At 65.3% G+C, this 21868-nt stretch carries 19 protein-coding genes; 5 read left to right on the top strand and 14 right to left on the bottom strand.

What is annotated here, in order from left to right; genetic code table 11:
* The first annotated feature begins 48 nt into the window (after window positions 1-48).
* The 3 genes from H6718_05190 to H6718_05180 are packed head-to-tail and all read left to right on the top strand — an operon-like array spanning window position 49 to window position 2044.
* Complete coding sequence (locus H6718_05190; protein ID MCB9584767.1) at window positions 49-1137, top strand: formamidopyrimidine-DNA glycosylase; 1089 nt, start codon at window positions 49-51, stop codon at window positions 1135-1137.
* A 25-nt stretch (window positions 1138-1162) separates the two neighbouring features.
* Entirely contained in the window at window positions 1163-1549 is a 387-nt protein-coding gene (gene crcB / locus H6718_05185) for a fluoride efflux transporter CrcB (protein ID MCB9584766.1), read from the top strand.
* A 51-nt stretch (window positions 1550-1600) separates the two neighbouring features.
* Window positions 1601-2044 carry an acyl-CoA thioesterase gene (locus H6718_05180; protein MCB9584765.1) on the top strand — a complete coding sequence of 148 codons (444 nt, stop codon included), beginning with the start codon at window positions 1601-1603 and terminating at the stop codon, window positions 2042-2044.
* Between the two features lie 46 nt (window positions 2045-2090).
* Here H6718_05180 and H6718_05175 read toward each other — a convergent pair whose 3' ends face one another.
* Window positions 2091-3911, bottom strand: coding sequence for a long-chain-acyl-CoA synthetase (locus H6718_05175; protein MCB9584764.1), 1821 nt, complete (start codon window positions 3909-3911; stop codon window positions 2091-2093).
* 341 nt (window positions 3912-4252) lie between these two features.
* On the opposite strand from H6718_05175, the gene H6718_05170 reads away from it, so the two are divergent.
* Window positions 4253-5755: a GMC family oxidoreductase gene (locus H6718_05170; GenBank protein ID MCB9584763.1), complete on the top strand. Its 1503-nt coding sequence runs from the start codon at window positions 4253-4255 to the stop codon at window positions 5753-5755.
* Between the two features lie 22 nt (window positions 5756-5777).
* On the opposite strand, the gene H6718_05165 is transcribed toward H6718_05170, so the two are convergent.
* The 13 genes from H6718_05165 to H6718_05105 form a co-directional block, all read right to left on the bottom strand.
* The gene (locus H6718_05165; protein ID MCB9584762.1) at window positions 5778-7757 is read right to left on the bottom strand and encodes a serine/threonine protein kinase; all 1980 of its coding nucleotides are present in this window, start codon (window positions 7755-7757) and stop codon (window positions 5778-5780) included.
* 30 nt (window positions 7758-7787) lie between these two features.
* The gene (gene hypE, locus H6718_05160; protein ID MCB9584761.1) at window positions 7788-8849 is read right to left on the bottom strand and encodes a hydrogenase expression/formation protein HypE; all 1062 of its coding nucleotides are present in this window, start codon (window positions 8847-8849) and stop codon (window positions 7788-7790) included.
* Window positions 8846-9982, bottom strand: coding sequence for a hydrogenase formation protein HypD (gene hypD / locus H6718_05155; protein ID MCB9584760.1), 1137 nt, complete (start codon window positions 9980-9982; stop codon window positions 8846-8848). Before hypD ends, hypE begins: the two co-directional genes overlap by 4 nt.
* Window positions 9979-10224 (bottom strand): HypC/HybG/HupF family hydrogenase formation chaperone, encoded by a 246-nt coding sequence (locus H6718_05150; GenBank protein MCB9584759.1) that lies wholly within the window; start codon window positions 10222-10224, stop codon window positions 9979-9981. The genes hypD and H6718_05150 overlap by 4 nt, the downstream gene beginning before the upstream one ends.
* A complete protein-coding gene (gene hypF / locus H6718_05145; protein ID MCB9584758.1) occupies window positions 10215-12644 on the bottom strand; it encodes a carbamoyltransferase HypF in 2430 nt (809 codons plus the stop codon). Before hypF ends, H6718_05150 begins: the two co-directional genes overlap by 10 nt.
* Window positions 12645-12648: 4 nt before the next feature.
* Entirely contained in the window at window positions 12649-13029 is a 381-nt protein-coding gene (locus H6718_05140) for a hydrogenase maturation nickel metallochaperone HypA (GenBank protein ID MCB9584757.1), read from the bottom strand.
* A complete protein-coding gene (locus tag H6718_05135) occupies window positions 13022-13501 on the bottom strand; it encodes a hydrogenase maturation protease (protein ID MCB9584756.1) in 480 nt (159 codons plus the stop codon). Before H6718_05135 ends, H6718_05140 begins: the two co-directional genes overlap by 8 nt.
* Window positions 13498-14808, bottom strand: a complete 1311-nt coding sequence (locus H6718_05130) for a nickel-dependent hydrogenase large subunit (protein ID MCB9584755.1) — start codon at window positions 14806-14808, stop codon at window positions 13498-13500. The genes H6718_05135 and H6718_05130 overlap by 4 nt, the downstream gene beginning before the upstream one ends.
* The gene (locus tag H6718_05125; protein ID MCB9584754.1) at window positions 14801-15622 is read right to left on the bottom strand and encodes an oxidoreductase; all 822 of its coding nucleotides are present in this window, start codon (window positions 15620-15622) and stop codon (window positions 14801-14803) included. The genes H6718_05130 and H6718_05125 overlap by 8 nt, the downstream gene beginning before the upstream one ends.
* A 38-nt stretch (window positions 15623-15660) precedes the next feature.
* On the bottom strand, window positions 15661-16545 hold the full coding sequence (locus tag H6718_05120; GenBank protein MCB9584753.1) for an FAD/NAD(P)-binding protein: 885 nt from the start codon (window positions 16543-16545) through the stop codon (window positions 15661-15663).
* Complete coding sequence (locus tag H6718_05115; GenBank protein ID MCB9584752.1) at window positions 16542-17015, bottom strand: cyclic nucleotide-binding domain-containing protein; 474 nt, start codon at window positions 17013-17015, stop codon at window positions 16542-16544. The genes H6718_05120 and H6718_05115 overlap by 4 nt, the downstream gene beginning before the upstream one ends.
* Window positions 17016-18242 (bottom strand): 4Fe-4S dicluster domain-containing protein, encoded by a 1227-nt coding sequence (locus H6718_05110; GenBank protein ID MCB9584751.1) that lies wholly within the window; start codon window positions 18240-18242, stop codon window positions 17016-17018.
* A gap of 67 nt (window positions 18243-18309) precedes the next feature.
* The gene (locus H6718_05105) at window positions 18310-19314 is read right to left on the bottom strand and encodes a retinol dehydrogenase (GenBank protein MCB9584750.1); all 1005 of its coding nucleotides are present in this window, start codon (window positions 19312-19314) and stop codon (window positions 18310-18312) included.
* A gap of 462 nt (window positions 19315-19776) precedes the next feature.
* Here H6718_05105 and H6718_05100 point away from each other — a divergent pair, with 462 nt between their 5' ends.
* Entirely contained in the window at window positions 19777-21864 is a 2088-nt protein-coding gene (locus H6718_05100) for a sulfatase (GenBank protein ID MCB9584749.1), read from the top strand.
* Window positions 21865-21868: the final 4 nt, after the last annotated feature.

Genomic DNA, 21868 nt, shown 5'->3' with positions numbered 1-21868 from the left:
CTGGGCTATGGAGTTGATTACGCGCGGGTTTTTCCTGACCCTGCAGGGGTGCCCGAACTGCCCGACGTATCGGTCTACATCGAGCGGATGAGTGCGCTCCTGACGGGGCGAGAGCTGAAGGGATTTCGCTGCCCGAGTCCCTTCTTGGTGCGCACCTTCGACCCACCCACCCGGGAGCTCGTCGGGAAGCGGGTGGTCGGGTTTCGACGGCTTGGCAAGCGCATCGTGTGGCAGTTCGAAGGCGATCTGTGGCTCGTGTTGCACCTGATGATCGCAGGTCGACTGCGCTGGGGCCCCCGAGGAGCTCCGATCCAAAAGAAGCTTGGGCTCGCGGCGTTCGACTTCGAACACGGCACGCTGACGCTGACAGAAGCAGGGACCAAGAAGCGCGCGAGCCTGCACGTCGTGCGCGGCGAGGAGGCGCTGAGGGCCCACGATCGTGGAGGTGTCGAACCCCTGGAAATCAGCCTCGACCAGTTCCGCGAGGCACTAACCAGAGAGAATCGAACCCTGAAGCGAGCGTTGACTGACCCACGGATCTTCAGCGGCATCGGCAACGCCTACTCCGATGAGATCCTGTTTCACGCTCAGCTATCCCCCGTGCAGCGCACCGGGCTGCTCAAGCCCGAGCAGATTGAAGAGCTGTACGGGGCGGTTCGCTCCACTCTGGAGCTCTGGACCCAGCGCTTGCGCGATGAGGTCGGGGACGGCTTCCCTGAAAAGGTGACTGCATTCCGTAAGGAAATGGCTGTGCACGGGCGCTACAAGGAGCCGTGTCCGGTCTGCGGTACGGCGGTGCAACGCATCCGCCACGCCGACAACGAGGTGAACTACTGCCCGCGCTGTCAGACTGCTGGAAAGCTCCTGGCGGATCGCAGCCTCTCACGGCTGCTCAAGGCCGACTGGCCCCGCAGTATCGACGAGCTGGAAGATCGTCAGGAAGAGATCGCCAAGCAGCGCGAGCCAGCGCCGCCGAAGCCACCGCCGCCGAAGCCAGCGTCGCCGAAGACCAGAGCGCGCGCGTCTTCGCGGACCCAAGCTGCGGCGGGCGGATCGACCAAGGTGCCGAAAAAAGTAGCGAAGAAGGCCACGACGCGACCTGCCAAGAAAGCCGCGCAGAAGCCTGGCCCCGCGTGAGTTTGTGGTATGACCGCAGCGTCGCATGTTGAAAAACGTGGCTCTGGTTGCGCTGGGCGGGAGCTTGGGCGCGCTAGCCCGCTGGTCCCTGGGGCTGGTCGTGAGTCACTGGTTCGGAACGCGGCTGCCCTGGGCTACCATCAGCGTGAACGTGCTTGGGTCGTTGCTCTTCGGTGTCGTGTGGGCGGTGACCGAGCCACGCATGCCGGGCTCCGCTGCGGCGCGCCTGATCCTGCTCACCGGCTTCATGGGCGCGTTCACGACCTTCTCCACCTATGCGTTCGAGACGGTGCAGATGCTGCGTGATGGTCAGTTTGGTGGCGGACTGTTCTCGATGTTGCTGCAGAACGGCGTCGGCTTCGTAGCTATCGTGGCTGGTCTCGGCCTCGGGCGTTGGGTCGCAGGAGCTTGAGGTCGCCTGCTTTCGCTGCCCCGGGGCGCGCGCTTCTGACATGCTCCCGCCGTGCCCAACCTAGTCGACATTCCTGAGCACGCCGTCTCTCGCTATCCGCTGCGCGTCCGCTTCTGCGAAACGGATCTGATGGCGATCGTGCACCACGCGAACTACCTCGTGTACTTCGAGGCGGCGCGCGTCGAGTACCTGCGTCGCCGAGGCGTCAGCTACGCCCAGTGGGCAGAGCGCGAAGGCGTACACCTGCCGGTGATTTCGGCCCACCTCGACTACAAGCGCACGGCACACTTCGATGATGAGCTAGTCGTCGAGGCGCGTGTCTCCCTCATCACGCGTGTGAAGGTTGGCTTCGGCTACCGCATTTTCAACGCTGAGGAGTTGGTTTGCACTGGAGAGACAGTGCTCGCCTGCGTCGACGACACTCATCGCCCGCGGCGCCTGCCTCCGAACGTGCTGGAGGTGCTGCTCGCTCCAGAGACCGTCCCCCAAGCTTGATTGCCTCGGGGAAACAGCTCTCGTCGGGACGTGTTTCGTGGCAAGCTCAGCGCGGGGTGACTTCGCCGCTCAGTAGCTTCTGGTGTAGGCTGTCGTCGATGGGCACGTAGCGCTCACCGTCGAGGTAGTAGAGCGCGTCGCCGTTCACCTTGGAGGGGTCGTAGCCCTCCTTGCGGTAGTCCACCTTCTGGTGCTTGAAGGTACCCGTGATGCGCATGCCGTCTTGGACGCGGATGAAGTACGGGCGCTGATAGCCGGGAAGTTTATCGATCACGAACTCAGCGAACGCGCTGAGGTCGAACTGCCCGTCGGTGTTCAAGCTGGCCATGCCCGCGCGACCGTCCGTACCCGCAACCTGCACGCCGTACACATTACTTTCGAGCACACCAGGCGCGCCGTTGAGCACCTCGGCCACTTCGTTGGTCGAGACGTTTTCACCCTTCCAGCGGAAGGTATCGCCCACGCGATCCGCGAACGCGACCCAGCCGTCTTCGTGCAGGGTGAGCAAATCACCGGAGTTGAAGTAGGTGTCGCCTTGCTTCACCACGTTTTCGATCACCTTCTTCTGGGTGGCGCTGCTGTCCACGTAGCCATCGAAGCGGGTGACGGCGTTGATCTTGCCGAGGAAGAGCCCAGTGCCTCCTGGCTTCACCTCGTCGCAGAGCCCCTGGGCGTTGCGGATCACGTCGCCCGTCGACAGATCACACTTCACGATGATTTGCCCCGGGCGGAGCCTCCCCACCATGCCGGCGCGCCCTTCGATGTTGAACATCGGCGCGTTGCCTTCGGTGGCACCGTAGAACTCGCGCATCAGGGGCACACCAAAGCGGCCGCAGAACTCGTCCCAGATGTCGGGACGCAGGCCGTTTCCGGTTCCGCCGCGCAGCTGGTGATCCCGATCGCGATTCGACGGCGGCTGATTGAGGAGGTAGCGGCAGAGCTCACCGATGTAGATGAAGTGGGTAGCGCCGTACTTCCGCACGTCTTCCCAGAAATGGCTCGCGCTGAACTTGCGACGCAGCGCGAGGGTTCCGCCTGAGGCCACACTCGCCCCGAAACCAGCCCACTGCGCGTTCGAGTGGTAGAGCGGCAGCGTGGCGTAGATCACGTCGTCTGGCGCTGCGTCGTGGATCGAGCGACCGAATAGGTGCGCCGCCAGCAAGAAGCGCTTGTGCGTGACGATTGCGGCCTTCGGCAGGCCCGTCGTGCCGGAGGTGTAGATGTAGCACATGCCGTCATCGGGCTTGGTCTTGGCGTTGTCGCGTACCTGAATCGACTTCTTCAGATCGGCGTTCAGCGACTTGAATCCGTGGGGATCATCCGACTCGTGCTCGAGCTGCAAGATGACCTCGCTCTCGAGGACACACAGCTCATCCACCACCGCGCGCAGCTTGTCCGCGTGTTCACTGCCCGCAATCACCAGCTTCGGCTTGCCGATGTTCACGGCGTGCACCAGCGCGTGGTCCGTTAGGTTCGTGTTGATCAGCGCGGAAATGGCGCCGAGGCGACACACGGCTCCCTCGATGAAGAGAAAGTCAGGTCGGTTGTCCATCATCAAGGTGACGACGTCGCCCTGCTTGATGCCCTTGCGGCGCAAGTAGCCCGCGTAGCGAGCCACGCGATCTTCGAACTCTTGCCAGGTGTAGCTCTCGTCGAGGTAACGCAGCGCCGTGTGGTTGCCGATGCGCTCGGCGTTCTTCGCGATGATGCGCGCGATGTGCCAGTGGCTTCCGGGCAGCACCCGGTAGAGGTGCGGCACGAGTCGGCCGGTGGCTTCCAAGTCGATCCAGGTCGAGCGCAGGCGCTGCTTCAGTCCCATCAATCCTCCAGCGTGAGCCCGCCGAGGATAGGCGTGAAACTTCCTCATGACAACCGCGGTACACAGCGGAAACCAGCTGTTTCTCTGCGGTTCGGGCGAAGGATCGGGGGGAGAGGAGCGCTCCGGTGGCGCTCGCGGCATGTCGGCGCCGGGCTTCTCAACAACTGACACAGCGTTCCGTCCGGCTTTGCTCTGAACGCGCCATTCAGTTCGGACGTGCGCTGTGTGCGCGGTAGCCGCGGCGTTTACTGCCGGGAATGGTGCCCGCCGTTTGTGGAGTTGCGGCGTGGGAGGTGCGGTTCTTATAAAGCCCGAGTGAAGAAGCTGAATCGGCGCGGGCAAGGGGTGGCTCGATGAGCGCCGCCTTACCCAGCACGGCGGACATCGTGGTGATCGGCGCGGGGTCCGCGGGAGCGGTGATTGCGGCGCGCGCGACGGAGAACACCGCGCGCCAGGTGTTGTTGCTCGAGGCTGGCCCGGACTACGGGCCTGAGCCGGAAGCGCTGCCCGCGGATCTGGCGAACGGTCTAGAAAACTCGATACACGACCACGACTGGGGCTATCGTCACCTGCCGCTCAAGGGGCAACGCACGTTCCCGTTTCCTCGAGGCAAAGTGGTCGGGGGATCGAGCGCGGTGAATACTTGCATCGCGCTCAGGGGCCAACCCTATGACTACGACGAGTGGGCGAGCTTCGGCCTGCCGGAGTGGAGCTTCGAGCGCTGCCTGCCCGCCTTCAAGCGCATCGAGACCGACCTCGACATCGATGACGAGTGGCACGGGCAGAGCGGGCCGATCAAGGTGCGTCGCCATACCGAGGCCGAGCTGGTGCCGTGGCAGGCCGCGTTCATGGAGTGCTGCGCGGAGCTCGGCTTTCCTCGCTGCGAAGATCACAACAGTCCGCTCTCTACCGGCTACGGACCCCACGTCATGAACAAGATCGACGGGGTGCGCCAGAACGCCGCGACCTGTTACCTCACCCGAGAGGTGCGGGCGCGGCCGAACCTGACGGTTTGCGGCGACGCGCTGGTGTTGCGCTTGCAGTTCGAGAACAAGCGCCTGACCGGAGTGGAAGTGCAGTACCACGGGGAAACGCATGTGGTCCGCTGTAAGCAGGTGCTGCTGTGCGCCGGCTCGCTGCTCACTCCGGCGATCTTGCTGCGCTCCGGGGTCGGGCCGGAAGACCAGCTGGCGCGCCTCGGGGTAGCTGAGGTGAGCCGAGTGCCAGGGGTCAACAAACGGCTCCTGGACCATCCAGGCGCTGCGCTGGTGTTCGCACCGCGTTACGACTTCTCGAGCATCCAGCACCCGCTGATTCAGACCACGATGCGCTTCACGTCGAAGGGCAGCCCGTGCCCCAACGACATGCAGCTGCAGCCCGGGAGCTTCATTCCGTTTCCCGCTTTCAGCGCACCGGTGGTGACGATGATGACGTGCATCGGCAAGCCCCGAGGCAGCGGGCGCTTGATCTTCTCGAGCACGGATCCGCTGGAGAAGCCGCGCATCGACTCCAAGCTGCTGGAGGACGGCGAAGATCGCAAGCGCGCTGTGGAAGCGCTTCAGCTCGGGTGGATGGTGGTCTCCGGCTCGCCGATGAAGGACATGATCCACTACTTCTGGCCCTCGGAACGCGTGCTACGGGATCCGCAGAAGCTCTCCGACTGGCTGCCGATCAGCACCGGTAGTGGCTATCATCCGTGCGGAACCGTCCCGATGGGCCGTGAAGGGGACGCTTCCGCGGCTACGGATCAATACGGGCGCTTGCGAGGGGTGGACGGGGTGTTCGTCGCGGACGCTAGCTTGATGCCCACGGTGCCTTCATCCAACACGAATTTCCCTACGTTGATGATCGGGGAACGCTTTGGTGAGTGGTTGAGGGAAGGTGTGATCTAGCGCGCCTCACCCCAACAAACGCTCAGCCAGAAGAACGTTTGGTCACCGCCGTGCTGAAGGAGCGCCCTTCCACGATGGCGCCGTCGACGGTCAGCGCCATCAACATGCCGGCGTCAGCGTAGAGGCTCACGAATGGCGACCCTAGGTTCGCGTCTTCCCAACCGACTTCGAACGGATCCTGATCCCCCGTCGCCGAGTCCGCCAGATCGCGCACCCAGAGTCGCCCGAGGGAAGCCGCCCACTCGCGACCCAGGACGTCGAGGGCGACGCTCGAGATATCCGGCGCACCGGGCAGCGTCGTCACTTCCGCGCGGCGACCCGGTCGGTGCGTCATGATCAGGCCCGTGCTCCCTGCGGCAACGCCGATATTCCGCTCTTGGGAGCCGGTCAGGCAAACCAGGGCACGGCCCGGGGGTGTGTCGATGTTCTCGAGTTCCCAGAGCAGGGGACGAAACACTCCCAAATAAGGCGAGCCCGCGTGGGAGCGACCCGCGACCAGCCACTCCTCATCGCTCACGCGGGAGCAAGAAGCGACATAGCGCGCCGGCACCTGAATCGGCTTCAGCCAGCGGCCGGCGGAGCAGGCCTGGAGCACTGGACCTTCTTGCGTCAAGCCGACGAGCACGAACAAGTCATCGGGATCACCGCTGCCGGCAATGGGCTCACACGGGACACGGGGGGAGGCGATGGGACGCGGACGCTCGAGGGACGAGTACACGGCGAGCCGCGAGTGATCGTCGGCGAGCAGCCACTCACCAGGGCCCAAGCGATGCACCAAGCGCGCATTGGGAGCGCTGACTTCCAGCGTACCCGGGGCGCCCACCCACGCTTCGCCGTTCCAGAACTCAAGGCCTGCGGAGGTGGAGACGAGGCACTGCCCGTCGCCGGCCCAAGCTGCGCTGCGGATCACGCGGTTGTCCCCCGTGGGGTGGCGCATCGACCACGCCCAGTGACGCGGAGAGAGACGGCTGCGCAAGCTCATCACGCTCTCCACGCGCTTGACGTGGCTGCGTGAGCTGAGAGCACGTGCGCTGAGCCAGGGCACGAGCATCGTCGCGAACGCCGCTGCGCGTTGGGGGCGCAGGTTGCCGCGCACCTGCGTTGCCTCGCGGATCAACTCATCAATGGCCTGGCAGGTCTTGGGGTCGCTCTTCAGCTCCTCGCAGAGGCCGGGGCAATCCTGCAGCTTCTTGCGAGTGTCCGTACCCCGCGCCAGGAGCAAGCAGTCCGTCGCGCTCTTCACGGGGAAGTAGTCTTCACCGGTGAGGATGTAGAAGGCGATGGAGCCCAAGCTGAACACGTCGCTCCAGGGCCCGATGCCAAGCGGATCCTCGAAGGTCTGCTCCGGAGCGGAGTAGCCGGGAGTACCAAACGCGATGTCACCGAAGGTCGCCGTCACGCCCTCGGCGCGGGCGATGCCGAAGTCGGCGATCTTGAACAGCTCTGCCTCACCGAAGCCGCAGCAGAGCACGTTGCTCGGGCTGAGGTCACGGTGCACGACGCCGACTTCGTGAATCGCCGAGAGCCCGCTCGCGATACACTGAATGGCTCGCGCGGCGCGCCCGGCATCGAAGGCTGCGTTGGTCTCCGAGAGGCTGAAGTTCATGCGTTGGAAGAGCGTGGTGCCCTCGGCGCCGCCGTGGACGTACTCGAGGGCCAGCCACGGCACCTCGATGCGTTGCTTGCCTATCTGCTGCACGAGCTCCCCAGTGTCCACCAGGCGCACCACGCAGGGGTTCGGTGGCACCTGCTCATTGAGACGCCCGAGCGCAACCGCTTCCTTACGGAAAGCCATGAGGGCCATCTGCCCTTCGCGCAGCATGGTCTCTGGCCGGGTCACCTTGAGCACTACCGGCGTCGAGCCTGAAGGGGACTGGCGCCGCGCCAGGTAAGCCACCGCCATCCCGCCTTCGCCGAGTTGGCGCTCGAGCAGGTAGCTGACACCGGGGACGAGCTCCGAAGGGATCACTCGGCCGTCGGTGGCTGCGGATTCCGCGGTCACGGCAGAAAGACTAGCGGAAAAGCCAACGGTTCAACAGATGCGTGGGAGCTGCTCTCCCGACAGCAGCGTCAGCAGCCTAGAAGAGCCGAAAGGGCTCCTCACGCTGACTTCTCCCGGTCGTTCGGTCCCGCCCGTAGTCACTGAGCCGATGTGGGTGAGGGCGTCGCCGAGTAGACCCTTTGCGGCGTCCGTCGCGTCCGCTGGCAGGATCACCACGCAGGCTCCTTCGCTCGCGATGTAGAGCGGGTCGAAGCCGAGTAGTTCTGCCGCGTTCTGCACCGCAGGCTGCACGGGGATGTTTGATTCCTCGAGGCAAAAGCTCGAGCTGCTCTGCGCTGCCAGCTCGAGGCATGCGCTGGCGAGGCCTCCGCGGGTGCAGTCTCTCAAGCAGTGGAGCTCGACTCCCGCGGACAACAGCGCCTCGATGGCAGGCCAGAGATTGCGACAGTCACTCTCGACCTCGCTCTCGAGGTGTAGCTCCTGGCGGGCACACAGGATGGCGATGCCGTGACGCCCGACATCGCCCAGCAGCATCACAGCGTCGCCGGGTTGGATGGCGCTCGGATGAATCCACTGACTGCTTCGCTCACCAACGCCACTGGTGTTGATGAAGAGTCCGTCCGCCTTGCCTCGCTCCACCACCTTGGTGTCACCGCTGATGATGGGCACGCCAGCATCCAGCGCCGCCCGGCCTGCGGACTCGAGCACCCGGCGTAGAGTTTGAAGGGGCAACCCCTCTTCCAAGATCAGACTCAGGGTGAGGCCCTTGGGGCACGCGCCGGCCATTGCGAGGTCGTTGAGGGTTCCGTAGACCGCGAGGCGCCCAATGTCTCCGCCAGGAAAGAACAGCGGGTTGACGACGTAGCTGTCGCTGGTCAGCGCGAGGCGACCGCTCGCGAGGTCCAGGGCCGCGCTGTCGTGCCGGGTGTCCCTGACCCACGGCGCCGCTTCCACGCTCCGGTCGAACGCTGGCCGGATCAGCTGCTCGATCAACTGACTCATGCGCCGACCGCCGCCACCATGCGCGAGCTGGATGGTGTCGCTGCCGTGAGGTACGCCACACACAAGCGGCGAGGGCTTCACCCCGCTCATCGCGCAGCTTCCTGACTGGATCGCCCGCGATGTTGGAAGTACGCCGCGCACGCCCCTTCGCTCGAGACCATGGGCGCGCCGAGCGGCGTCTCCGGGGTGCACTCACGGGCAAAACACGGACAATCAGCTGGCTTTTCCAGCCCTCGCAAGACCCTTCCAGCGATGCACGGGCTGGCTGCTGCTTTGCCCTGCGGATCCAGCGATGGCATCTCGAGTTGGAGGCGTCGCCGAGCGTCGAGTTGAGCGTAGCCTTCACGCAGCTCGAAGCCGCTCTGTTCAATGCTTCCGAGGCCACGCCAGTTGCGGGGTGCTCGCTCAAACACCTCGTTCACCAAGGCCTGCGCGTGGACGTTTCCTGACTCCCGCACCGCGCGCGTGTATTGGTTCTCTACGTGAACAGCCGCGCCCGTGGCCGCGCGTGCTTCGAGTTGCTTCACGCAGGCGAGCAGACCCTGGAGGATGTCGAGCGGCTCGAAGCCCGTGATCACGATGGGCACCTGGTAGCGGTCACACAGAGGTTCGTACTCGGCGCTACCCATCACGCTGCACACGTGCCCTGCCGCCAAGAAGCCGTCCACGCGGCACTCGTCCGAGCTGAGGATCGCTGACATCGCTGGCGGCACCCGCACGTGGCTTGAGAGCAGGCTGAAGTTCGCGATGCCGAGCTGCTTCGCGCGCAGAGCGGCCGCCGCACTGGCTGGTGTGGTGGTCTCGAACCCCACGGCGAAGAACACGACGTCCCGCTCGGGCTCTGCAAGCGCGAGCTCCACGGCGTCGAGGGGCGAATACACCACGCGCACGTCGGCACCCTGAGCGCGCGCCTGGAGTAGATCGGTGTCGGTCCCAGGCACCCGCAGCATGTCGCCAAAGGAGCACAGGGTCACTCCTGGCAGCAACGCAACGGCGATAGCCTGATCAATCTCCTCAATCGGAGTCACGCAAACGGGGCAGCCCGGGCCGTGAACCAGCTCGATGCCCTGGGGTAACAACTGGTCGAGCCCGTAGCGAACGATGGCGTGGGTCTGACCCCCGCAGATCTCCATCACCGTCCACTGCTGCGTGGTGACGCGCGCGAGCTCCGCCACCGAGTGGCGAACGCGTTCAGGATCGCGAAACTCTGCGAGGTACTTCATGCTTCACCGCCCGCCGCACCTGCATCGCGCGCGGCGTCGAGGAGCGCCAGCGTGCGCTCCGCCTCGGCGCCGTCCAGCACGCTGATCGCGAAGCCCGCGTGGACGATCACGTAGTCACCCACCTGGGCTTCGGGGACACACGCCAAGCACACCGGACGCAGCACCTCGCCGAAGCGCACCTTGCCCTGCCCGAGCGGGTCCGCCGCGAGCTCCACGATACAGCCTGGGATCGCTAAACACATATTGGGTCTTGCTCCAGGGATTGCTTGCGGACGAGTGCACGCGCCAACACGGCTTGACCCAGCGCGAGGCCTCCATCCCCGGCAGGGACCGCGCTCGAGCAGATGCAGTTCATGCCTAGCGTCTTCGCTCGCGTGCTGACCAGCTCGAGCAAGAGTGAGTTTTGAAAGCACCCGCCGCTGAGCACGATAGTATCCGTGCGGAAGTTCTTGGAGATCTCACACACGGCGTCCGCGAGCGCGTGGTGAAAGCCGAGCGCCAGGCGACTCACGTCGACGCCGTTTGCCAAAGCGGCGCACAGGTCCTGAAGCAGCGGGACCCAATCCAGGGTCCAAAAGTCAGCCTGCTTCGACCAATGGAGTCTCAAGGGTAGCGGCGTCGAAGCGCTGCGCGCACACAGCTCGAGCCAGCTCGCGGCGTGGGCCTCGTAGGTGTTTCGCTGGCACACTCCGAGCAGGCTCGCGACCGCGTCGAACAACCTGCCCACGCTGCTGCAGTTCTTCGGGGTCAACTGGGAAAGCTGCTCGAGCACCCGTCGCTCACCAGCTTGGAACTCCGCGTCCAGCGGTGCGTGAGTCAACTGCGCCTGGAGTAGCAGACCCTTCGCCACGCGCCGCGGCTCGCGCAGCGCCTGTTCTCCCCCGAGCAAGCTGAACGGACGCAGGGAGGCTACGCGCCGAGCGGCGCTCGGGCCTTTAGCTCCACGGAAAAGGAACACTTCGCCGCCCCAAAGGGTTCCGTCTTCGCCGAGACCGAGGCCATCCCACGCAAACGCCAGGCAGCGGCCGTGCGCAACGTGCTCGGCGGTCACTGCGGCGATGTGAGCGCGGTGGTGAGGGACGGCGAGCAAAGGGCGCGAAAGCCGGGCGGCCAGCGCTTCGGCGACGCGAGACGAAGCGTAGTCTGGGTGTGCATCACACGCGATCACGTCAGGCACTCCGCGCCGCTCGAGTAGCTCTTCGACCACCGCTTCGTAAGCGCGGAGCGACGCCGCGCTGTGCAGGTCTCCGAGGTGCTCACTCAGCTCCGCGTACTGCCCCCCAAGCCAACACACCGCCGTCTTGAGCTGTCCGCCGAGGGCGAGCACCACTGGCATCGACGCGCTAGTCGCTGTCTCAGGACTGCGGATTTGGATCGGGTGAGGGACGAGGCCGCGGCCACGGCGCACGACCCGTAGGCTCCCGCTCCCACTGACATGCACCACGGAGTCATCGAGGCGCCGCACGATGCGTCGCGAGTGATCGAGCACACCGTCGAAGACGCCTGGCAGCGCGCCTTCTAGCTGCTCGAGATCGCTACACAACGGTTCACCACTCCGGTTAGCGCTGGTGCACACGAGTGGTGCGCCGTACTCCGTCGCCAGCAAGCGGTGTATCCCGCTCGTCGGGAGCAGCGCGCCGAGCCAGGGTCGGACGGCGCCCGCCCATGCGCTACCTTCGGAGCTTGGTAGGGCGCAGACGGCGGGGGAGAGGGACACGACGTCTGCCTGGGGAGTGCGCGCGGTGCACAGCACGATTGGCCCATCGGGCGATGTCAATGCGTCTATTTCCGTGCGGCTCAAGGTTGCGTAGCGTTGCAGCTGTTCTAGGTCGCGAAACAGCAGCGCGAAGGGCTTCGTTGGACGGTGTTTGCGCGCGCGGAGGCGCTCCACGGCGCTGTGATTCGTCGCATCAACCAACAGTTGATATCCACTAACGCCTTTCAGCGCGACGACTTGACCAGCGCGCAGTGCCTCGACGGCAGCGGCGATCGGTGACTGTTCATTGCCATTGGGTGCGCCCCGACTCGCTACCGGGAGCCAGCGCAGCTGTGGCCCGCAGTTGGGGCAGGCGATGCCTTCGGTGTGAAAGCGTCGGTCGTCGACGTTTGAGTACTCCGCTTGGCAATCGGCGCAGAGCGGGAATTCACACAGGCTGGTCCGGGCGCGGTCGTATGGCGCCGACCGCGTCATGGCGTAGCGGGGCCCGCAGTCGGCGCAGCTATTCAGAGCATAGCCGTGGCGTCGATCGCCGGGCGTCGTCAGCTCGCGCCAGCAAGCCTCGCAGATCACCCGGTCGGGAGTGAGCGGGGGTGTACTCTCCCCGCGCTGTTCGCTCTCGAGCACCTCGAACGCAATCTCACCGGTTTGCGTGGCGATTCGCACGTGCTCCACGCTCTCCAGCAGGACCGCAACGGGTAATTCCTCGCGGAATGAGGCAAGGAAATCGTTCACGCGCTGCGGCGCGCCTTGGAGCTCGACTTCGACGGCGCCGCTCAGGTTCTTCACCCAGCCAGCGAGCTGCCGCCGCCGCGCGGCGCGCACGAGCGCCGGCCTCAGCCCAACGCCCTGCACCGCACCTTTGAGCAGCAGACGGACTCTGATCGTGTTCTGCTGCGCGCTCAGACTAGCGCAGTGCTCCGTGGCCGCGCTCCCAGGGCTCATGAAATCACCCTGGGCTCCGCGTCGGCTCCGACGCCGAGCTGTCGTCATCGATGTCGATGCTGGTCACCCCGACGCCGACTTGGTCGAGTAGGCTTGCGTTGGTCGAGTCGCAACGCGGACACATCAACACGTGAGCCTCGGGCAGGTACACGGTAGCGCATTGCTCGCAGCGGGCCCGCACGTGAGTCACGCTGAGGTCAAGCGCCGCGGCTTCAGCGGCGGTGCCTTGGGCCAGGGCCACGAAGTGGAGCTTCAGGCTCTCCGCGTTCAATGTCTCCGTCTCGGCAACGAAACCGCGCACGTGACGCACGCGCTTCGCTCCGGCCTCGGCGGCGCTCTTCAGCACGGCCTCCAGCAGCGCTTTGGACAAGCTCGCCTCATGCATCGCGTAACCTCGCGGCAATGGTCAGGGCCTCGGCGCCCGCATGGGGAATGACGCGCTCGAGCTCAGGGCTGAGAGCCGCCCCGAGCATCACTTGCCGCGGGTCGATGGCGATTCCCAGGAGCCGCACGCGCTGCGGGTTCACTTGCTCGAGCGCCGTGGCGATACCGAGGCTCTCGGCGACGCCCAGTGCGTGGCTGGATGTGCTGCTACGACTCAGCGGGCCGGCGCCAGGCCTGAGCTCGTGGGGCTCGAAGCAGTGCAGCGCGCCCACTTGCTCCGGGGCGGCGACCGCGTCGACGAGCACATAGGCTCGATTCGGTTCGAGTAGCTCGAGCAGCGCGGCACCATCAGCTGCTCGAGCTAGGAACGTGTCCTTCGGCAACGCTGCGGAAGTGAGCGCGTCGATCACCCGCGGGCCAACGCCGTCGTCTCCGCGCGCTGCGTTTCCGAGCCCCACGATGGTCACCTTCATGCGCGCCGGATCTCCAGGTTCAAGAAGTGCGTCGCGCACGAAATACACGGGTCATGATTGCGGATTGCCCGCTCGGCGAGCAGCGTGGCTTCCTCCAGGGGCAGGCGTCCAAGTTCTGGCGCCAGGTCCCACAGGTCGCGCTCGATGCTCCCCTGGTTCTGTGAGGTAGGAGGCACGATTTGCGCTTCCGTGATCAGGCCGTCTGTATCCACGCGGTAACGATGGTAGAGCAGCCCGCGTGGGGCCTCGCTGGCGCCATGTCCCTCGACTGCGTCCGCTGCTGGAGGGAGCGGGACGCTGGGTTCACTCGGGGGCTCGTAGGCACGGATGATGCGCGCGGCTTCCCGGCAGGCGAAGGCGATCTCGATCGTGCGCGCCAGGATGCTCTTGAACGGATTTCGGCAAGTCGGCTCGAGCCCGGCGCGCCCGGCAAGCTCGAATAGATCTTCAGGAAGCTCGGAGTGGTTCAAGACGAAGCGCGCCAGCGGCCCGCACAGGTACTCCCGTGGCTCGCTCTGTGGGGTGAGCCTCATCAACGAGTGCAGCGCCGTCGAGTGGGGCCGCTGTAGCTCGTGGAAGTGCTGGGTGTAGTCAGACACGTCGATATCAAGGCCGCTGCTCGAACGGATCCTCCCGGATTCGATCGCGTAGCGATCCGGGGCGTGTAGGGCGACGAGCTCGTAGTCGCGCTCGAGGCTCGGGAACTCGAGCTCGGCCAGGCGCTCTAGAGCCTCGAGGGTCGCCTGTTCTGCCCACGCAAGCTCGCTCAGCAGCTCAGCGAGTGCGGCGGCCTCGGGTGCCTTGTAGAAGCCGCCGACTCGAGTGTTGATCGGATGAATCTCGCGCCCTCCGAGCACGCGCACCAAGCTGTTGCCGACCTTCTTGATGCGCAGCGCGTTTTTGACCAGCGTTGGCTCTTGCTTTGCCAGAGTCATCGCATCGGGCAACCCGAGAAAGTCTGGGAGGTGCAGCATGAATACATGCAGGCCGTGGCTCTCGATCCACTCCCCGGTGTAGAGCAAGCGCCTGAGCGCGACGTGTTCCGCGCGGAGTTGGATCCCGTGGGCTTGTTCGAGCGCCGCACAGGCGCTCGTGATGTAGGCGACGGGGCAAATACCGCAGATGCGCGAGGTGATGTCGGGAGCTTCGTGTTGGTCGCGGCCCCGAAGCAGCGATTCGAAGAAGCGCGGCGGTTCGAAGATGCGGAGCTCGATGCGTTTGGGCTCCGCGCCGTCTAGCTCGATGCGGAGCGCGCCTTCGCCTTCGACCCGCGTCAGAAAGTCGACTTCCAGCGTGCGGCTAGCCATGACGTAGGCTCTCCTTCCGGAACTCCGGTGCCAGGGTGTTGAAGGTTTGCAGCAGGCGCCTCAGCCGGGCCGTTTTCACCAGTGCGTCTCTGGGGACATCAACGCGCTGGTCTGTGGGCGGTGCCTCGCCCAATAGCCGACGGCTCAGCGCGCTCGGGTTGGCTGCTTCAGCTGGGCCGAAGCAGCCGTAGCAGGCTCGATCGTAGCTTGGGCACAACGCGCCACATCCGGCGTGGGTGATGGGACCGAGGCACGGCTCACCGCTACTCACGAGGACACAGACGTTGCCCGCGAGCTTGCACTCGACGCAGACGCTGTGCGCAGCGATGTTCGGCTTGCGGCCGATGAGCAGCGCGCTCAGCACCTCGAGCAGCTGCTGCTTGTCGATGGGGCAGCCCCGTAGCTCGAAATCCACGCGGATATGTTCGGCGATGGGCGTCGACGTCGCCAAGCTATCCAGGTACTCCGGGTGGGCGTACACCAACGAGGCGAACTCCTGAAGGTCTCGCCCGTTTCTCAGCGCCTGGATACCGCCGGCGGTCGCGCATGCGCCGAGCGTCACGACCCACTTCGACTGTTCGCGGACGTGCTGGATGCGCCGCTCGTCCTCATGCGTCGTGATGGAGCCTTCGACCAGCGATACGTCATAGGGCCCAGGCGAGGTGTTGCGGCTCGCCTCGAGAAAGTAGGCGATCTCCACCTGCTCGGTGATCGCCAAGAGCTCGTCTTCACAGTCGAGCAGCGACAACTGACAGCCATCACAGGATGCGAACTTCCAGACCGCGAGTCGTGGTCGAGTGCGCGTGGCTCGCACGCTGCTCGGAGCTACTCCGGGTTTGGGGGGGAGGGAAGTCACGCCTCACGCACTCCTTGCCAGCGTTCGATGCGCGAGACCGGCACGACTGGCCCTTGCTTGCAGACGAGCAGCGAGCCGTACTGGCAGTGTCCGCAAAAGCCGAGGGCGCACTTCATGCTGCGCTCCAGGGACACGTACTGTGCGCTACGGGCCACGCCGAGGAGGTCCAGCTCGCGTCCCGCGAAGCGAAACATCACGTCCGGTCCACAGGACAGGACCGCTGTCTTGGCTGCGTCGAACCCTTCCAAGAAGCTCGGATCGTGTAGCAGCTGGGTCACGACGCCGACCTGGCTTTGGACGCCCGCTAGGCCACTCCAGCCGCTCGGGGCGTGGTCTACCGTGAGCAGCACCTCAAGGGCACCGCTCGCCTGCCACTCCGCTAGATCCGTGGGGAACAAGACATCCGCAGGACTCCGAGCGCCGACGAGCAAGCACACTCGCCCATAGCGCTCGCGGTTCTTCAGCAGTCCGAGCAGCGCGGGGCGCAGGGGCGCAAGCCCGAGGCCACCAGAGATCACCACCACGTCCCGTCCTTCGAGCTCGCTGATGGGCCATCCAGAGCCGAACGGTCCGCGCAGCCCCAGCTGAGTCCCCGCTGGCAACTCGCAGAGCGCATGGCTCACCGCGCCGACGTCACGAATCGTGTGGAGCAACCGTTCAGGGGTCGCCGGGTGCGAGCTGATGGACACCGGGATCTCCCCCACGCCGAACGCGTAGAGCATGTTGAACTGGCCAGGCTCGAAGGCGAACCCTGGAGGCGATTCGAGCTCCAAGGTCACCACATCCGCGAGCTCTCGCCAAGCACGCGAAATGCGTACTGCGGTCGGTTGCCACGGGTCCGATTTGAGTTGCCCTGGGGAAACAAGTCTCGGGAGGCTCACGGTGCACCTGCCTTCCCGTCACCGTACACGTCGAGTCGACTCAACCGCACGCGGCTCAGGCGCTTGTAGAGCTCGCGCGTGAGCGGCTTGATCAACGCGTAGCCGAGTGCCGGGTCCTGATCCATCTTTGGGAGCAAACAGGTCGCGTCGAACTCCAGGGCGACGACGCTCTCCATCGCGCGTGCGTCCAGGGTCCAGCGGTGTTCGGGGAATAGCCAGGAGAAGCCCAACACGCCACCCGCGCCTACGCTCTCCACTTGAATCGCGCCGCGACCTGGGACGTGCACCTCGAGGGCAACTCTGCCCTTGCGGATCAAATAGAAACGCCCGGCTTCATTGCCTTCTTTGAATAGGAACTCACCCGTCGGCCGCCTTACGTTGCGCGCGCAGCAGGCCAGCACCGACAAGTGCTCCTGGGGCAGGTCTGCGGCGAAGGGGTGTGCTTTGACAACTCGTTCCAGGTTTTCCATTCAGCCTCGTGTGCCTTCCGTGGACTGCCCGTCTGGGTCCCTCAGTCGCCTCGCCTCGCGGGTGATGTCGATACCTGCCGGACACCAGGTGATGCACCGCCCACAACCCACGCACCCACTGGCGTCGGCGCTTTCGTGGGGAACCGAAGCCTCCGCCCCCAGCTGTTCACGCCACGTGGCGAGCTTGTGAGTGAGCCACTGGCGGTAGCGGGAGCTAGTCTGCGACCGGACGCTGCCTCCGTGCACGTACGAGTGGTCTGCCGTGAAGCACGAGTCCCAGCGCCGAGAGCGCTCGGCGCTTTGTCCGTCAAAGCTGCTCGAGTCTTCGACGCTGGAACAGAAACAGGTCGGGCAGGCGAGGGTGCAGTTGCTGCAGCTCAGGCAGCGCTCGGCGATCTGCGTCCAGATAGGACTCTCGAGGTTCTGCTGCAGCGCCGCGGCCAGACCTTCAAGCGGCAGTGCACGTTCGATGCTTGCCTCTGCGCGTTGCAGCAGGTCTGCTTCCTGCGTCAGCTCCTCTGCGCCTGGGAGCGTCGTGGTCAGCCTCTCGAGGAGCGCCGCGCCGCGGTCGCTGCCCGCGCGCGCCAGATAGCGAACCCCTGTGACGTTCGTGAGCTCGCTGAGCGCGACATCGAAATACTCCTTCGCCCGCGGGCCGGTGCCGGTCGACGTGCAGAAGCAAGTGCTGGCCGGGTGGCCACAGTTGACCGCCACGACGAACACATCCGACCGCCGGGCTACGTAGTCCGTGTCTGCGGGGCCGCGACCGCTGGCACCGCCCAAGATGTGATCTTGCATCACGATTGCGTGCAAATCGCAGGCGCGCGCGCCGATCAGTGCGAGCTTCGGGGGCGCGTCCGTTTGCGCGGAGAGCACGCGAAAGCTCTCGCTGTCTTCGCTGCGCTTGGCGCGTAGCAAAACCAGCTTCGGTGCAAAGAAGTGACGCTTGAAAGAGCTCGCTGGCGCGGCGTACGCAAAACGCGCGTGAGCATCGGACCCTGTGTGCTCCAGTAGACGATAGCGACCCGGACTCTGCTCTGCTCCAATTCCCTGTGGCAATTCATCGGCCCGCTCTAGCGGCGCGTAGTCGATCACTTGGCCGACGCGACGCGGGCCGAGCAGTTGGTAGCCGTCGCCACGCAGCGCTTCGAGCAGCTCACCAAGCGCGGCTTCGTCTAACAGCCGTGGTGAGTCCACCTCGCGAGAGTCGGGGGTCGAGGGAGCCATCGCGTCGCGAGTATGCCCCAAACGCGACTGGGCTTCCTGCGCTGGTTTTGCGTGATTTGCCGCCTTCTCAAACGATGGCGATGGGCACTTGGGGCCCCGGTGTGACGCTCAGGCTACGCAAACCCGTGAACTGCTCGCCGTCGATGATCGGTGCGAGCAGCTCGTCGCCGAGTGCGCGAATGTTCATTTCTGTGCCGGCGATCTCCCGCAGGTTGGCGCTCCGAATGGCGCCTCCGCGCACTAGATCCGGCAGCGCCGCGATGATCTCGAGCGGCGTGATGGCGCCCGCTTGGAAGTGCAGTTGGCCTGGTTCCGCGGCCAACGGAAACACTCGGAACACGCCGCCCAGCGAGACGTCGAATGCGCCCGCGTGGAGCGCACCTTGTTCGGTCGTGCGCAAACGTTCGCCGTCGAGATCGACCTCCGCGAGAGTCGGCCGGAACAGCTGTTCGGCGTAGCCCTGGAGCGTTTCCGTGCGGGGCACTCGAAGCGCCCCGAGCGCGTAGGACGCGACGGTGCGCAGCACGATGGCGACGATCGTCGCGGGGCTGGGATCCGCAGACGAGTAGTAGTGATCGAAGAAGCGCTGGCCAACACCACCGGCCGCCAGCGCGAATCCAAGGCGATCGAACTCGGCGTTTTGCTCGCCCGTCCCGGACAGTCTCAGGCTATCCAGATGAATGACCCTCGGCGCCTGCTTGCGCTCGGCGCGCTGGATCAGCCGCTCCACGATCTCGTCTTGGGTGCCTTCCACCCCCACCTTGCGGGCGACGAAGTCGATGGTCCCACCGCAGGTGGGCACGATTGGGATCAGCCCGGCGTCGCCGCGCAAGCGTCGCACTTCGTTCAGCGCCCAGTGCAGCGCGCCGTCACCTCCGTCGCTCACGAGGTACTCCACCCCATCGGCGACCAGCTCTTCGATCGCGACTCGCAGCTCATCGGTCGACTGCGTCTCGACAACGTGACCTAAATCGCCCACGCGGGACTTCAGGTTTTGGAGACGCTCGGCTGCCGCTTCGCTCTGGCGACGGTTCTTGCGGGAGTTGGGGTTGAGGAGGATGCCAATCTTCATCTGGAAACATTCAGCCAACGCGCCGAAGGTCGGGGGCGAGGGCGAGGCACCGCGTTTGGGTGGAGGGGGAGGGATCAGCCGAAGGACACGCGATAGCCTTCGAGCTTGAGGCAGCGCCGGGGCTTTCACTCTTGCTGGAAAACGGGGTCCGGCCAGGGCGCGGGGAACATACGCGATCCGCTCCACAAAAGCGCGCAGGCGCACGGCTTCTGGAGGTTTGGAGCGAAGGAACCAGAGGCGGGGCGATGGCGTTCCTGCAACAATGTCACAACAAAGGTCTCCCCTCCCTCGTCGGTTTCAAGTAACCCGAGAACTTTCTGTTGGGTGGCCCCTCCACCTAAGCTTTTGATTCCAGGCTCTGCGTCCAGCGCAGAGCGGTAGCGAGCTGGCCTTTTTTGGCTGGCTCGAGCTGCCGTCCTTACTTCTGCTCCACTCCCGTTCTGGAGTGGCCGGTTTGAAAACGTGCCTGACCCTCGTCCCCCAGTCTTGAGCGTCCGCGCGTGGCTCCTGCGCCATGTCCGCCTGGGCTGCGCCCTTGGCTGCGTGCTGGCGCTTGCGGACTTGATCCTCGTGCCGTGGGTTGGCGTGCCAGAGCTCGGCGCGGTGGGGCCTCTCACTTGGCGGCTGCGGATCCTGGGCGCGGCGCTGACGGTGGGGATGAGCGTGGTGCTCGCGCTGCTGCTGGCGACCCTGAGCGTGCTCGGATTGCGCTGGCGGGCGACGCGGATTCTGGCGATCAGCCTGAGTAGCAGCATCGCCACCGTGTTCGTCGCTGCTCACATCGTGGGCCTCGTCGTGCGCTTGATGAGCGGTTCGTTCGTCACCCTCGGTGGCCTCGAGTTCGTGATGGGTAGCGTGAGCCACTTCGCGGATGCCGCGTTCGTAGGCTACGCGCGCTACACCTATCCGTTGTTCATCGCCGCGTTGGGTTTGGGGGTGAGCCTGGCGCTTTACCTCCGCCGTCCAGCGCAAGGCGCCGGTTCGGCCTTCCGCCAGGTGCTTCCGGAGGGCGTCGTCGTCGTCAGTCTCGCGGCGGCCGTGCTGTTTGCTGGAGTCGGTGACAGCATGCGTGGGGTCTGGCGTACCACCCCGGAGCTTGCCTTGATCGGCTCGCTGGATCCGCGCTGGACGCTGCCCAAAGCCGCAGATCCCCAGGCTGCGAAACTGGATGTCGAGCCGGGGCTACCGCAGACCAGCGGTAGACTCTGGGAGCAAGCCGTCAAGCGCATTCGCGACGACGGCGCCGCGCGCCCAAAGGTGCTGTTCCTGATGCTCGAGTCGGTGGGTATCGACCACTTGGGCTACAACGGATACACCCGGGGTGCGACGCCCAACCTCGATCGCATCGCCGCCCGCAGCGCGCGTTTCCGCAAGGTTTGGACAACCGCGACGCACTCCAACTACGCGCAGCCCGCTGCGCTATCGTCGCTGTTTCCCCGTCGTGGGTCGGCGCTCGACATGTACGCGCGCCTCGATTACCCGCGCATGCTCTACCACGATGTATTCTACCGCTTGGGCTACCAACCGGTGACCATCAGCTCCCAAGACGAGACCTGGCAGGGCATGTTGCGCTTCCAGACGACGGATACCCCCGTCAGCTACTGGCACGCCAAAGACTACAAGGGCCCCCACGTCTACACCGGCAGCGAACATGTGGTCCCCGACCACGCCACCGCGCTGCGCGTGAGCGACTACATTCGCGAACATCAAGCCGAGCGCTGGTCGTTGTACGTCAACTTCCAGATGACCCACTTCCCGTACGTGCTGCCAGAGGGGGCGAAGAAGCCGTACCAGCCGTCGGATCCCCAGGGAACCTTCAACTACCTCTACTACGGCGAAGAAGACCTCGAGCGGGTGAAGAACCGCTACGACAACGCTCTACACTACGTCGACCAGCAAATCGGAGTGTTGGAGCGCGCGCTCGAGGAGAGCGGCCAGCTTGAGGACACGCTGTGGGTGATCACGAGCGACCACGGCGAAGCGTTCTACCAGCACGGCGGGGTCACCCACGGCAAGACACTGTACGACGAAGAGGCGCGGGTCCCCCTCCTGTTCCACTGGCCCGGCCACGTGAAGCCGCGCGATATCGACGAGCCGACCAGCCACTTGGACATCCTGCCGACGCTGCTCGACTTGGTGGACGTGCCGGCGCACCCGTCTCACCAAGGCCGCAGCATGGCGAGCTTGATGCAGCCCGCGGTGGATCCGGTCATCTCGAGTGACGACACGGGGCGCCGGGGCGTGTTCGTCAATATCCAAGGGATCCGCAACGCGGATGGCCTGGTGTGTTGGCCTTGGAAGCTGGTGCTCGAACGCAGCGGTCAGCAGGTGATGCTCTTCAACCTGGAGAATGATCCGGGGGAGCAGTCCAACCGGGTGATTCAGGACTCGCGTATCGCGACGCAGCTCGCCAGCGCCCTCGAGACCCAGATGACCGCTCAGAGTCGCTACCACAAGCGCAAGAGCAACGTGCGCAAGACGCACTATCAGCCGCGCTTGCTCGCATGCCCAGAGCTGCCCGGCGTGCGCCGCGCCGAGCTGGCTCAGTGACTGG

It is taken from the genome of Polyangiaceae bacterium (assembly GCA_020633205.1).
GTDB lineage: Bacteria > Myxococcota_A > Polyangia > Polyangiales > Polyangiaceae > JAHBVY01.
This window is presented reverse-complemented; position numbering and strand designations above follow the sequence as displayed.